This is a genomic window from Cohnella laeviribosi DSM 21336, assembly GCF_000378425.1.
In the GTDB taxonomy this organism is placed as follows: domain Bacteria; phylum Bacillota; class Bacilli; order Paenibacillales; family Paenibacillaceae; genus Cohnella; species Cohnella laeviribosi.
In genome coordinates, this window is the sequence record NZ_KB899841.1 from 17090 (window position 1) to 30912 (window position 13823).

Genomic DNA, 13823 nt, shown 5'->3' on the forward strand with positions numbered 1-13823 from the left:
CCGCTTGTTTGGCTTGCGGCCTGGGCGCGGTTTACGGTTCCGCTTTGACGTCGGGCTTCGGCGCAGCCCGCGAATCGCCCGGCGAAAGCTGCGGCGCCGGAGGAATGATTTTGCCCGTCAGCCCTTTCACCAGCCGGTCGAGGTCGATCCCGGATACGCTTTTGAGCATTTCGGGCGCTGTCGCCATAAGCGACGTCACATAGTTGCTCACCCTCGCAGCGCCCTCGCCATGACCGGTATCGACGACGGTCAGCTTGTCGATCGAAGCGATCGGCTCCGCCACCTTGCCCGCCAGCTCCGGCAACATTTTCGCAATAATATCGAGCACGGCCGCTTCGCCGAATTTTTCGAACGCTTCGGCCAGCTTCTCTTTCGCTTCCGCCTCGGCCAAACCGCGCAGCCGGATGACTTCCGCTTCGGCCGCCCCTTTGGCCCGCTCGGCTTCGGCTTCCGCCAAGCCGTTCAGCCGCTTCAGCTCGGCGTTCGCCTTCGCTTCCGCCTCGATGCGGTATTGCAGCGCGTCCGCTTCGTAAATCCGTTTCGCCTTCTCGGCTTCCGCCGCTTGCACGACCGCATAGCGGTCGGCATCGGCTTTTTTCTTCACTTCCGCGTCATACTGCTTCTCGCGGCGTAGGATTTCCTTCGCTTCGAGATCGATTTCCCGCTCCTTGCGGACCAGTTCGACCTTCATCTGCTCCTCGACCACGCTCTGCTTCGAACGGGCTTCCTGAATGGCGTAGGCCTGATCGGCCTCCGCTTTGGCCTGGTCCTGCTCCTTCTTGAAGGAAGCGATTTTCAGTTCCTTCTCCTTCGTCGCTTCGGCGATGTTCGTATCCCGCAGCAGCTCCGCCTTCTGGCCCTCTTCTTCGGCGCGCGCCTTCTGGATTCGCGCGTCGCGGATCGCCTCGGCTTCGGCGACTTCGGCATCCCGCTTGACCGCCGCGATCCGCGGCTTTCCGAGCGCTTCCAGATACCCGTGCTTGTCGCGGACATCCTTGATCGTGAACGAAACGATCTGCAGGCCCATCTTCTTCAGATCCTTGGCCGCAACGGCCTGGACCTCCTGGGCGAACTTGTCGCGGTTGCGGTACACTTCCTCCACCGTCATCATGCCGAGTATCGCCCGCAGATGCCCTTCCAGCACTTCCTGCGCCTCGCCTTTGAGCGCTTCCGTCGGCTTGCCCATGAACTGCTCGGCCGCAGTCGCCACGTCCTCCACGGAGCCGCCGATCTTGATGATCGCCACCGCGTCGGTCATGACGGGCACGCCTTGTTCCGTATACACTTCGGGAGTCGTGACATCCAGCTTGTGCGACAGCAAGGACAAAAACTGCGCCTGCTGGAAAATCGGTAAAATAAAGGCGCCTCCGCCGCGGACGATCTTGATGCGGCGTCCGGAATCGTCCACGGTCACATTTTTATTGCCGAGAAACGAGCCCGTCACGATCATGGCCTCATCCGGCGAAACCGTTTTGTATCTCGCCCAGAAGGCAAGGCCGAGCGCAACGAGCACCGCCACGACAATCAACGGTATGTACAGATAATCCGGAATCCCCATTTGGTTACCCCTTTCCACCATGAAAATCGGGCATCAGTCCAACTTGGCCACGTACAGCGTTCCTTCCTTGACTTCGACGACGACAACCGGCGTCCCTGCCGGCACCGCTTCCCCTTCGAAGCTGGCCGCGATATGGTTCGCGTTGCCCGCCCCCACCCGAACGAGCACCTCGCCGTAGCCGCCTTCCGGAATGGCGGTCAGCACCTCCGCGCGTTTTCCGGCCAGGTCTTGCATGGAATACCCCAACGAATTCTCGCTGTTTTTCATCGGGCGAACGTAGACGAAATAGATGCCCGCGCTCACCAGAGCCGCAATGCAGAAGGCCAAGGCATACACTCCGGGCGCAGGAAGGGACGAATAGCGCGCCAGCAGCAGCCCCGAACCGCCAAAAACGGTTATGCCCCCGGCCAGAACGACGGGTTGGAAGACATGATGCGCATCGATCGACAGCCATTCGAACATTCCGTCCACTGCCGCGTCCAGCGCGTCGCCCAATATAAGCGTGACGGCCGCAAGCAGCGCGCCGAACGCCAGGCAGCACCCGAACACGATTTCCATGGACTCGCTCCTTTCTTTCCGATTCCTTATCCCTTCCGATAAATAATACGCGCCGCTGTCATCAAAAGTTTCTAAAAAATCGGCAAATTTCGAAAACGCTTCCGCTACCTGGGGACGCAGGACCGCCCCTGCCGGCGGTTGGACATGCCTGCGTCCTTCGTCCGCCGCCCGGCCCGGGATCCGCGGCCTCCTCCCGTTCCCGCTCGGTGTCCGGCCGCGGTGCTTAACCGCCATGTAGTCCGTCCAGTACCCTACGCCTCCGTCCGCAGAAAAAAAGGACAGGCCCGAACGGTCGCCCGTCCCGCCTGTCTGTTTGCCGGTCTGCCGGCTCCGATGCCCGGCGCAAACCTTCGCTTTTCCTGCTTACCTTTGCCCAAAGCGCATCCTTAACGCAGCACAATCCGCTTGAATTTCCGCTTGCCGACCTGCACGATGTCGCCGTCCTGCGGCGCCACATCCGCGTTCGGGTCGGTCAGCTTCTCCTCGTTCCAGCGCACCGCTCCCTGCTGGATGCTCCGCCGGGCCTCGCTGGCCGAGGATTGAAGGCCGATCAAGGTCAGAAGCTTGGCCAGCCGGATCGAGCCGTCCGTCAGCTCCGAGGCGGGAAGCTCGAACGTTTCGATGTCTTCGGGAAGCGCCCGCTGCTGGAAGACGGTGACAAAATGCGCTTCCGCCGCCGCTGCCGCTTCTTCCCCGTGATACATCCGGACAAGCGTCCGGGCAAGGCGCATCTTCGCGTCGCGCGGATGCACGCTTCCGTCGTCGAGACCCGCCCGCAACGCCGCAAGCTCCTCGTTCGTCAAATCGGTAGCCAGCTCGAAATATTTGATCATCAGTTTGTCCGGCACGCTCATCGCTTTGCCGTAAATTTCGTTCGGTTCTTCATCGATGCCGATATAATTGCCGAGGCTTTTGCTCATTTTGTTGACGCCGTCGAGCCCTTCGAGCAGCGGCAGCATGATCGCGGCCTGCGCCGGTTTGCCGTATTCCTTCTGCAGCGTTCTGCCCATCAGCAGATTGAATTTCTGGTCGGTGCCGCCCAGTTCGATGTCGGTCTCCAGCGCGACGGAGTCATATCCCTGCATTAATGGATAGAAAAATTCATGCACGCTGATCGGCTGTCCGGCCTGAAACCGCTTCGTAAAGTCGTCGCGCTCCAGCAGGCGGGCCACCGTCAGCTTGGACGCCAACTGGATGACATCCGCAAACTTGAGCGGCGACAGCCAGGCGGAATTGTAGTACACCTTCGTCTTGGCCGGGTCCAAAATTTTGAAAATTTGCTTTTGGTACGTTTCCGCGTTCCGCTTGACGTCTTCTTCGCTCAGCTGCTTGCGCGTTTCGGATTTGCCCGTCGGGTCCCCGATTTGTCCGGTAAAGTCGCCGATCAAGAGCTGAACCTCATGCCCCAGCTCCTGAAATTGCCGCAGCTTGTGCAGCACAACCGTATGGCCGATATGGATGTCGGGCGCGGAAGGATCAAGCCCGAGCTTGATTTTCAGAGGCCGTCCGGTACGGACGGATTCGGCGATTTTGGCCGCAAGCTCGTCCTCCGGCACGATTTCCGCCGCGCCGCGACGAATGACGGCCAGCTGCCGCTCGACTTCCTGCTTTTGTTCATGGGTCAACATTCCTGTATCTTCCGCCATAGTCAGTTCCAAATCCTCCGAATTTCTTCGCAATTTCTCTCTTTATAGCACACCCTTTCGAAGGAAGTCAAACCATGTTATCTGTGCTATAATAATTCTGTTTGTTGAAGGAGGTTCCTTATGAACGAATCGAACAAGACTTCTCCTCCATCCGGACGGAGAGGCTCCGGTTGGCTGATGGCCGTGCGGATCGCGGTCTATACCGTGCTGTGGCTCATCCTGTTCGGCGTGCTTACGGGATTGGTCGCCGTCGGCGCAGTCGGGGGATATGTGGCCGCATTGGTGAAGGACGACCCGGTGCGCCCGCAGGAATTTATCGAAAAGAAAATCAACGAAAACGCGATTACCGGATTCGTGTATTTTAACGACAATACGCTGATCGGCCAGCTCCGGACCGAAGAGGACCGGCAGCCGGTGACTTACGACGAAATTCCGCAGATCGTCATCGACGCCGTCGTATCCATCGAGGACAAAGACTTTTTCAACCATAACGGCATCGATGCGAACGGCTTGCTGCGCGCGGTCAAGCAGCAGGTGCTGAACGAATCCGTGCAGACGGGCGGAAGCACGATTACCCAGCAGCTGGCGAGGCAGGTGTTTCTGACCCTCGAGCGAACGCAGACCCGCAAAGCGAAGGAAATCTTCCTTGCCCTCCGCCTCGAACGGTTCCTCAGCAAAGAGGAAATCCTGACCGCTTATTTGAACAAGATTGCGTACGGCAACGGTTCGTCCGGCTATAATCTGTACGGGATTAAAGCCGCGGCGAAGGGAATTTTCGGCGTCGACCTGAAAGATCTCAATCTGGCCCAGGCGGCGTATTTGGCCGGCGTGCCGCAGCTGCCGTCCGCCTACTCCGCTTTCACCAGCAAAGGGGAATTCAACGAGACGAAATTCAAGCGCGCCGTCGCCCGGCAACGGCTCGTGCTGCAGAAGATGCTGGAAAACGGAAAAATTACGCAAGCCCAGTATGAGGAAGCGCTTAACTTCGATCTGTACGCTTCGCTCGCCAAGCCGACGCAGAAAGCCTACAACACGTACCCGTACCTGATGCTCGAAGTCGAGCGGCAGGCCGCGCAGCTTCTCGTTCTGCAGCAAAATCCGGGACTGACCCAGGAGGATCTGAAAAAAGAGGAGTACGTTCCGCTCGTCGAACAGGCGCGCGAGCAGCTTCTGCGCGGCGGCTACAAAATCACAACCACGATCGACAAAAAAGTCTACGATCTGATGCACGAAATCGCCGAAAACCCGGACAATTTCTCGCCGGACGATCCGACCAAGGGCGTCGAGCAGATCGCCTCCGTCATGATCGACCATAAGACGGGCGCCATCCTCGGGATGATCGAAGGCCGCGATTTCCACATCGAACAGCTGAACTTCGCGACCCAGATGCTCAGACAGCCCGGCTCGGCGATGAAGCCGATCGCCGCTTACCTGCCGGCGATCGACAAAGGGCTGATCCAGCCCGCGAGCGTGCTGGACGATTCGCCGATCATCCTGAACAACGGCAGCGGCGGAGCCAAGCATATTCCGAAAAACTCGAACAATTCCTACACGGGACTTGTGACGGCGCGGACGGCGCTCAACAAATCGCTTAATATTCCGGCGCTCAAAATCTTCCTCGAGAAGCTGACGATTCCGGAAGCGTGGGCGTTCGCCCGCAAGCTGGGCATCACTTCGCTCGTGGAGGAAGACAACTATGCGCAAACGGGCGTCATCGGCGGCCTCAAGTACGGCGTCTCCGTCGAAGAGCTGACGAACGCCTATGCCGCCATCGCCAACAAGGGCGTATTCAACGACGCGTACCTGATCGAGAAAATCACCGATTCGGAAGGCAACGTCGTTTACGAGCACAAGCCGAACCCGAAGCGCGTCGTTTCCGAACAGTCCGCCTATCTGATGACGGATATGCTCCGGACCGTCATAACCAACGGCACGGCGACCTCGATCAAATCGCAATTCAAAAATTACGGAAAAATCCCGGTCGCCGGCAAAACGGGCACGACGCAAAACTATGCGGACGTCTGGTTCGAAGGCTATACGCCCGACATTACGCTGGGCGTGTGGGCCGGCTACGAAAAATCGACCCATACGCTGTCGACGGCCGGACGCGCCCGGGCGCGGGAAATATGGGCGAAAATCATGAACGCCGTCACCGAAGCAAGACCCGATCTGTTCCCGACGAAGCAATTCGAGCGGCCAAGCGGCATCGTGACGATGACCGTATCGAGCGTCAGCGGCAAGCTGCCGACCGATTTGACCCGGCAGGCCGGTCTGCTTACAACGGATATTTTCAACAAAAAGTTCATTCCGACCGAATCGGACGACGCTTTGGTCCGCGTGAAATACATTACGTACAACGGCGTGAACTATTTGCCGCATGACGAAACGCCGCCCGATTTGCTCCGGGAAGCGATCATGATCAAGCGCGAGAAGCCGATCGACCAGCTGATCGAGGAGCTTCAGGCGGCGCTGCCGAAGGTGTCGGCGTCAAGCCGCAAGTCGCTGTCGTATTATTTGCCGAAGGACGCCAAGGACAGCGCGCCGTCCAAGAAGGACCCGCGCGTGGACGACGGAAGCGTCCCTTCCCCTCCTTCCAACGTGGCGGCGGAGACGGTCAGCGCAGGCAAGGTCCGGATTACGTTTACGCCCAGCCCGCAGGCCGATGTGGCCGGTTACCGCCTCTATCGTTCCGTGAACGGCGGGCCGTTCCAGAAAGTCGAGAATTCGGTGTTTGCCGGCGACGAGCCCCGATTCACCAACTACATTTCTTCCGGCAACGCCTATCGATACTACGTTACGGCGGTCGATGTCGCCGGCAAGGAGTCCGGGCGCAGCGCGATCGCCAGCGTAGGAGACGACAAGGAGCCCGACCCGGTCGATCCGGCGCTTCCGCCGGAGGACGGCAATCCGCAGAACGGCGGCGGCGCTCCGGGCGGCGAAGGCGGAACCGTCCCCGATACGCCGGACAGCGGGAATCCGCAGGCCGCGCCCGGTGCGCCGACAGGGCTGCAGGGGCAAGCCTCCGACGCCGGATTGGCGCTGAAGTGGAATCCGAATCCGGACGCGGATGCCGTAACCAAATACGAAGTCTGGTACAGCGCTTCGCAAAACGGCCGTTACAAGCTGCTCGGTTCGACTTCTTCGGCCGGCTACGAAGCGCCCGGGCCAGCAAGCGCGGGCTGGTACCGGGTGACGGCCGTCAACAAAGCGGGATCGTCCGAACCGTCCGCGCCCGTGGAAATCCGGACCAACTGACAACGGCGCAAGGCCGAAAAAAAGGTGTCGCCGCATGGTTTTCGAACCTGCGGGACACCTTTTTCGTCGGCTCGGAATGGTTGCCGCTTAATCCTCGATGGTCGACAAATCCCCCGTCGGCAGGTTAAGCTCCCAAGCTTTCAGCACGCGGCGCATGATTTTGCCGCTGCGCGTCTTCGGCAGCTTGTCGCGGAACTCGATCTCCCGCGGGGCCGCATGCGCGGACAGGCCTTCCTTCACGAACTTGGCGATTTCCGCTTTCAACTCGTCCGAAGGCGTATAGCCTTCCCGAAGCGAGATGAACGCCTTGATAATTTCCCCGCGCAGCGGGTCCGGCTTACCGATGACGCCCGCTTCCGCCACAGCCGGATGCTCGACGAGCTTGCTCTCCACTTCGAAAGGACCGACCCGCTCGCCGGACGTGTTGATCACGTCGTCGACCCGTCCTTGGAACCAGAAGTAGCCTTCATCGTCCACATAAGCGGAATCGCCGGAAACATACCAGCCCGGAAAACGGAAATACTCTTCGTACTTCGCCGGGTTGTTCCACACTTTGCGCATCATGGAAGGCCACGGCGTTTGAATGGCGAGATTGCCCATCCGGAAAGGAGGCAGCTCGTTGCCGCGGTCGTCGAGAATGGCCGCGCGCACGCCGGGAATCGGCTTGCCCATCGAGCCCGGCTTGATTTCCATGCACGGGTAGTTGCAAATCATATGGGCGCCCGTCTCCGTCATCCACCACGTATCGTGAATGCGCTGGCCGTACGTCTTCAGTCCCCAGCGGACGACCTCGGGATTCAGCGGTTCGCCGACGCTCAGCACGTGGCGCAGGCTGGACAAGTCGAAACCTTTGGCGACGTCCTCCCCCGCTCCCATCAGCATCCGGAACGCGGTCGGCGCGCTGTACCAGACGGTTACTTTGTATTTTTCGATGGTCGAATACCAATCCTGCGGACTGAACCTTCCGCCGCGGACCACATTGGTCGCGCCGTTCAGCCACGGGGCGAACACCCCGTAGGACGTTCCGGTCACCCAGCCGGGGTCGGCCGTGCACCAGTAGATGTCGTCTTCCCGCAGGTCAAGCACGATTCGGCCGGTATAATAATGTTGGATCATGGCGTTCTGCACGTGATAAATGCCTTTCGGCTTGCCCGTCGAGCCCGACGTGTAGTGGAGGATCAGACCGTCCTCCCTTCCCAGCCACTCGATTTCCGCTTCCTCGGAGGCCGCGTCCATCGCTTTCCGGTAATCGACGATGCCGCCGCCTTCCTCCACGTCTTCCCCGAACACGATCAAGTGCTTCAGGTCGGGAAGCTCGGAGCGGTTGACGCGGTGCAGAAGGCTCGACGTCGTGACGATCGCGGCCGCCCCGCTGTCCTGCAGCCGGTCCTTGACGGCCGACTCCATGAAGGCCTCGAACAGCGGTCCGACGACCGCGCCGATCTTCAAGGCGCCGATCAAGCTGAAATACAGCTCCGGCGAGCGCGGCATAAAGATGAACACCCGGTCTCCCTTGCCGATTCCCAGACCCCGAAGAACGTTCGCAAAGCGGTTGGACGCTTTCATCAGGTCGGAGAACGTGTACTTCTCGTCCCGCGAGCTGTCGCTGTAGTACAAGGCGATCTTGTCGCCTTTGCCATCCAGCACATGACGGTCGATCAATTCATAGGCCATGTTGACTTTCCCGGTTGTCGCCCATGAGAACCGTTGCTCGATGTCTTCCCAGCGGAAGTTCCGCACCGCCTGTTCATACGAACCGAGGTTGGACACCTTGGCCGTAACGGCAAGCTTCTCATTGTGCTGCAGGGTCATTGCCATCACCATCCCGTTCGAATACGAATACAAGCATTCCAAGGAATGCGCTTACAACAGGACGTCTTCGACGCGCCATTGACATTATAACACAACTATTCGCATTTCGTCACAATCTCGACACAATAAAAGCGTTTTCCTGGAAAGCGGTCTCCAACTCTTACGGGGTTTGGTGTATAATGACAGCATTCAAGGAGTGAAGGCCATGGAGCACCACAAGCGGTACTGCAGCCACACCCTCGCCGGCAAAAACGGCCCCATTCATGTCGAGGGCCCCGTTCCGCCGGAACAGCTTCGCCGTTATCGACTGCATCCGAAGCTGGACGCGTTTCGCCGTCCGGACGAGCAGCATGCGGCGCTCATCGAAATCGCCGGCCTCCCGGAAGGCAGAATTATCGTGGCCAGAGAAGGCGAGACCATCGTCGGCTACGTGACGTTCCACTACCCCGACGAGCTGGAAACCTGGTCGCAAGGAGGAATGGACGACCTGATCGAGCTGGGCGCCATCGAGGTGGCCGACGAATACCGTTCGCTTGGTCTCGGCAAAGCGCTGCTCGCAACGGCGTTTGAAGACGGGCAACTGGACAATGCCATCGTCTATACGACGGAATATTACTGGCACTGGGACCTGGAAGGCAGCAAATTAAACGTGTGGGAATACCGGGCCATGATGGAAAAGCTGATGAAGTCGGTCGGCATGGTCTGGTTCGCGACGGACGATCCGGAGATTTGCGCGCATCCCGCCAACTGCCTAATGGTTCGGGTCGGAAAGGACGTGCCGCTGTCTTCGGTGGAAAAATTCGACCGCATCCGGTTCAGGCAGCGGTTTATGTACTGAACTTGTGCGAAAGGAAGCGATGCAGTTGACTTCTCCGACTTCCGGCGCGCTGTGGATCGACTGCTCCGCCGCCGCAGGCTACCGGTTGCGCGAAGATCATCCCTTCCATCCGGTCCGGCTTCAATTGACGGAGGAGCTGCTTGCGGCCTGCGGCGCCTTGACCCCGGAACAGAAGGCTGTCCCTCAAGCCTCCGGGTGGGAAGAAGCGCTCGATTGGGTCCATCGCGCCGATTATGTGCAAGCGGTAAAAAAGCTGAGCGCGCCCCTTCCCGCCCGGGATGCCGTCGAACTGGCGGCCGGTTACGGGCTGGAAACCGACGGGGATACGCCTTTTTTTCCCGGCATGCACGAAGCCTCGGCCGCCGTCGTTCAAGGCACCGTCGCGGCTGCCGAAGCGGTCATGACCGGCCGGGCGCAGCATGCGCTTCACCTGGGGGGCGGACTGCACCATGCGCTGCCCGGCCGGGCGTCGGGCTTTTGCGTGTATAACGACGCGGCCGCAGCCATCGCCTGGATCCAGCGCAAATACGGTGCCCGAGTGCTGTACGTGGACACGGACGTCCATCACGGCGACGGCGTCCAGTGGTGCTTTTACGCCGATCCGGACGTCTTCACGCTCTCCATTCACGAAACGGGAAAATACCTGTTCCCCGGCACCGGATTTGCGCACGAACGCGGCATGCAGTCCGGCTACGGCGCGTGCCTGAACGTGCCGGTCGAACCGTATACGGAGGACGATTCGTGGCTGTGCAGCTTCTCCGCCGCGTTGGAAAAGGCCGCCGAGGCGTTCAGGCCCGACGTCATCGTCAGCCAGCACGGCTGCGACGCGCACGCGCTTGATCCCCTCTCGCACGTTCACTGCAGCATGCGGATCTACCGGGAGATGCCCCGCATGATCCACCGGATCGCCCACGAATGGGCGGGAGGACGCTGGGTGGCGCTCGGAGGCGGCGGCTACGACCACTTCCGCGTCGTTCCCCGCGCCTGGGGATTGCTGTGGCTGGAGATGAGCGGCCATCCCCTTCTTCGGACGATTGACGGATCGCCGTCCGGGGCGGCGCTGCCCGACTTATGGCTGCAGAAGCCGGAGCGGCAGGCGCCGGACAACATGCCCCGCACCTGGCTGGACGATACGTCCGCATGGACGCCGATGCCCAGGCGCGCCGAAATCGAAGCCAAAAACCGCGAGGTGCTGGAGCTTGCGCTTCAGCACCTCGCTTAACCGGCCGATCGGCCGGTTACAGCCTTTGCACGATGGCGTTCACGATGGCATAGGAGCGTGCCGCCGCTTCCACGGTAAATTCCGCGAAATTGACGTGCGCCGAACCGTCGGCTTTGTCGGACATGGAACGGATAATGACGTGCGGCACCCCGTTCATGGCGCAAACCTGGGCGACGGCCGCTCCCTCCATCTCCGTGCAGGCGCCTCCAAATTCCTCGTAAAGCCGCCTTACGGCCTCGCGGTGGGCGATAAACTGGTCGCCGGACAAAATTTTGCCCGTTTTGCAGCGCCCCGGATACAAGCGCTCCCCGGCCTCAACCGCAAGCCGGACCAGCGTCTCGTCCGCTTTCCATTCCGATACCTCTTGATAAGGAATGACGCCGCGCTTAAAGCCCAGCGCCGTTACGTCGAAGTCGTGCTGGACGCTGCTCGTCGAAACGACGATATCGCCGATCTCAAGTCCGGGGTCCACCGCTCCCGCAACCCCCGTGAAAATAATTTTCTCGGCCAGAAAGCGATCGATCAGCACCTGCGTGCAGACGGCCGCATTCACTTTGCCGACTCCGGATTTGCATACGGCCACTTTCCGGTCGTGCAAAGAGCCCACCACGTATTCGATGCCGGAACGGTTCATCTTCACCACATCCTGCATCCCGCCAAGCAGCAAATCGATTTCTTCCTGCATCGCGCCGATAATTCCGATCACGCGCTTTCATCTCCTTCTGCATCGGGTTATTCAGATAAAGAAACCCCGCCGGGGCAACCGTTTCCCGAGCGGGGCAAGGCGTATGGAAGCTGGTCGACGCCTTAGGGGCGCGCGCCGACCGATTGGCGCACGATCAATTCGTGCGGCAGCACGACTCGCGCCTGTTCCACCGTTTCCTTTTTCATCAGCTTCGTCAGCAAACGCATCGACACCGCACCGATGTCGTACATCGGCTGCGCCACCGTCGTGAGCTGCGGGCGAACCATCGAGGCCATGCGAATATTGTCGACGCTGATCACCGAAATATCGTCCGGCACCTTCAGGCCTGCGTCCTGAATGCTGTGAATCGCACCGATCGCCATTTCGTCGGTTGCCGCGAAGACCGCGGTAGGCCGCTCCGGCAGCCCAAGGAAATACTGCATCGCTTCGATGCCCGACTCGTATTTGTAGTTGCCTACGCGCACGTACGCTTCGTCGACCGCAAGCCCCGCCTGCTCCAGCGCCCGCTTGTAGCCTTGATAACGAGCGTAGCCGTTCGCCGGATCCTGAAGGGTGCCGCTGATCATCGCGATCCGCCGGTGTCCTTCGGAAATCAGCTTGTTCACCGCATCGAACGCGGCCGCTTCATGGTCGATATCGACGGAAGGCATCGTGCCCTTCTCGTCGGTCGTGGCGCAGAGCACGATCGGCACGTTGGACGTGCTGAACGCCTGCAGATGCTCGTCGGTCACCGCGCCGCCCATGAACAGCAGGCCGTCCACCTGCTTCTCCAAAAGCGTGTTGATGACGCGGATTTCCTTCTCTTTGCGCTTGTCCGCGTTGCAGAGAATGATATTGTAGTGGTACATGTTCGCGATGTCTTCGATGCCGCGCGCCACTTCGGCGAAGATGGCGTTGGCGATGTCGGGAATGACCACCCCGACCGTCGTCGTCTTCTTGCTCGCAAGCCCACGGGCGACGGCGTTGGGGCGATAACCGAGCCGTTCGATTGCTTCGTATACTTTTTTGCGCGTCTGAGGTTTTACGTTCGGATTGTTGTTTACGACACGGGAAACCGTCGCCATCGACACGCCGGCTTCTCGAGCCACGTCATAAATGGTTACCGTCACAGTCCTCGCTCCAATGTTCATGTACAGCCGCGAAAACGGCCTGTCCATGGGATATTAAGGTAATGATACGACAAATTTGCCGATTCCGCAATGTATCGCGATCGGCCGACAGCCAAAATCCGACTCCGGCCGGGCGGTCAGCCGGCTTTCGGTTCGCCCAGGCGCTCGCGGAAAAAGTCGTACGTAATCCGCCAGTGCGATTCGTCCCAGACCGCCTTGCCGTCCCGCACCAGAATGACCTGCGGAGACTTGTGCGTGACGCCGAGCGATTCCGCAATCGCATTGCTGACGGGCCGCTCCTCGATCACGTGAACGATCGCGTAATCGACCGCATCCGTTCCGGCGTCCGCCGTATAGTTCAGCCATTCCTCATGCGCGCCGGCGCTGACCGAACATTGCGTGCTGTGCTTGAAAACGAGAAGAGGCTTGTCCTTCGAGCCGCGAAGGGCGTCTTCCCAATCCTCGAGCGTCATTAAACGCCGTATCCGAGCCATCGTCGATGCCTCCTTGAAAATATTGCTCTTCGTTTTCATGGTAACAGAAAAGCGTTTTTTTCGCAAAAAAACGGGGCCTTCCGCCCCGTTGTCCGCCTTCAGCATATATATTGCGCGCTCAATTGCGACAAGCGGCCGTTCAATTCCGCTTTCCACGCCTCGTCCCCGATTTTGGAAGCGATCAGCAGCAGATCGAGCAGTTCGTTCATGCGCTCTTCCGTCTGCCTGGCGACGGCGCCGGCCTGCATCGGCTGCTTCCGGATTCTTAAGTCGACCAGCACCTTCGCCCACTCGTGCCGCTCTTCAAAAGCGATCGTCTGCAAGGGGGGATCCGATCCGAGCTCGCCGACGAGCCGGCCGAGTTCCGCCCTGACGCCCGGAAACACTTCGTTGCGGCCGCAGACGGCGCAGGTATAGACCGGCACGTTGGCGATGCTGGCCTTGCGCGCATGAATGACGGTGCGCAGCGTTAAGTTCAGGACATGGCCGCAGGGACAACGCTTGGACAACGGTACACTCTCCTCAACCCTCTTGGTAATGCTCCGAAGCCTTCGGTTTCGGCTCGGCTGTCTTTTACCGTATTCGTTCCGCCGCCGCCGTTCTCCTGCCGCCGGACGGCCTGTAA

Annotated in this window: 11 protein-coding genes; 3 read left to right on the forward strand and 8 right to left on the reverse strand. The window is 60.0% G+C overall.

Translation table 11 applies throughout. From position 1 onward, the window contains the following. Positions 1–31: 31 nt before the first annotated feature. The 3 genes from F560_RS0117580 to tyrS all read right to left on the reverse strand — a co-directional run bounded on the left by F560_RS0117580 (position 32) and on the right by tyrS (position 3744). Positions 32–1558 (reverse strand): flotillin lipid rafts scaffold protein FloT, encoded by a 1527-nt coding sequence (locus tag F560_RS0117580; protein ID WP_019007078.1) that lies wholly within the window; start codon positions 1556–1558, stop codon positions 32–34. 33 nt (positions 1559–1591) lie between these two features. Then, a complete protein-coding gene (locus F560_RS0117585; protein WP_026298367.1) occupies positions 1592–2116 on the reverse strand; it encodes an NfeD family membrane protein in 525 nt (174 codons plus the stop codon). A gap of 386 nt (positions 2117–2502) precedes the next feature. Next, on the reverse strand, positions 2503–3744 hold the full coding sequence (gene tyrS / locus F560_RS0117595; protein ID WP_245554877.1) for a tyrosine--tRNA ligase: 1242 nt from the start codon (positions 3742–3744) through the stop codon (positions 2503–2505). A gap of 138 nt (positions 3745–3882) precedes the next feature. Here tyrS and F560_RS0117600 point away from each other — a divergent pair, with 138 nt between their 5' ends. Next, positions 3883–7017, forward strand: coding sequence for a penicillin-binding protein 1A (locus F560_RS0117600; protein WP_019007082.1), 3135 nt, complete (start codon positions 3883–3885; stop codon positions 7015–7017). An 87-nt stretch (positions 7018–7104) separates the two neighbouring features. Here the strand turns inward: F560_RS0117600 and acsA are convergent, their stop codons facing one another. Continuing rightward, the gene (gene acsA / locus F560_RS0117605; RefSeq protein ID WP_019007083.1) at positions 7105–8829 is read right to left on the reverse strand and encodes an acetate--CoA ligase; all 1725 of its coding nucleotides are present in this window, start codon (positions 8827–8829) and stop codon (positions 7105–7107) included. Positions 8830–9034: 205 nt separating this feature from the next. Between acsA and F560_RS0117610 the strand changes: the two genes are divergently transcribed. Beyond that, positions 9035–9667, forward strand: a complete 633-nt coding sequence (locus F560_RS0117610; protein WP_019007084.1) for a GNAT family N-acetyltransferase — start codon at positions 9035–9037, stop codon at positions 9665–9667. A 19-nt stretch (positions 9668–9686) separates the two neighbouring features. Next, entirely contained in the window at positions 9687–10889 is a 1203-nt protein-coding gene (locus F560_RS0117615; RefSeq protein WP_033396362.1) for an acetoin utilization protein AcuC, read from the forward strand. Positions 10890–10905: 16 nt separating this feature from the next. Here the strand turns inward: F560_RS0117615 and F560_RS0117620 are convergent, their stop codons facing one another. The 4 genes from F560_RS0117620 to F560_RS0117635 form a co-directional block, all read right to left on the reverse strand. Continuing rightward, positions 10906–11595 carry a 5'-methylthioadenosine/adenosylhomocysteine nucleosidase gene (locus F560_RS0117620; protein WP_019007086.1) on the reverse strand — a complete coding sequence of 230 codons (690 nt, stop codon included), beginning with the start codon at positions 11593–11595 and terminating at the stop codon, positions 10906–10908. A gap of 101 nt (positions 11596–11696) precedes the next feature. Next, the gene (gene ccpA / locus F560_RS0117625) at positions 11697–12704 is read right to left on the reverse strand and encodes a catabolite control protein A (RefSeq protein ID WP_019007087.1); all 1008 of its coding nucleotides are present in this window, start codon (positions 12702–12704) and stop codon (positions 11697–11699) included. A 137-nt stretch (positions 12705–12841) separates the two neighbouring features. After that, positions 12842–13198 carry a bacillithiol system redox-active protein YtxJ gene (ytxJ, locus tag F560_RS0117630; protein WP_026298368.1) on the reverse strand — a complete coding sequence of 119 codons (357 nt, stop codon included), beginning with the start codon at positions 13196–13198 and terminating at the stop codon, positions 12842–12844. A gap of 98 nt (positions 13199–13296) precedes the next feature. After that, positions 13297–13707 carry a hypothetical protein gene (locus F560_RS0117635; RefSeq protein ID WP_019007089.1) on the reverse strand — a complete coding sequence of 137 codons (411 nt, stop codon included), beginning with the start codon at positions 13705–13707 and terminating at the stop codon, positions 13297–13299. Between the last annotated feature and the right edge of the window lie 116 nt (positions 13708–13823).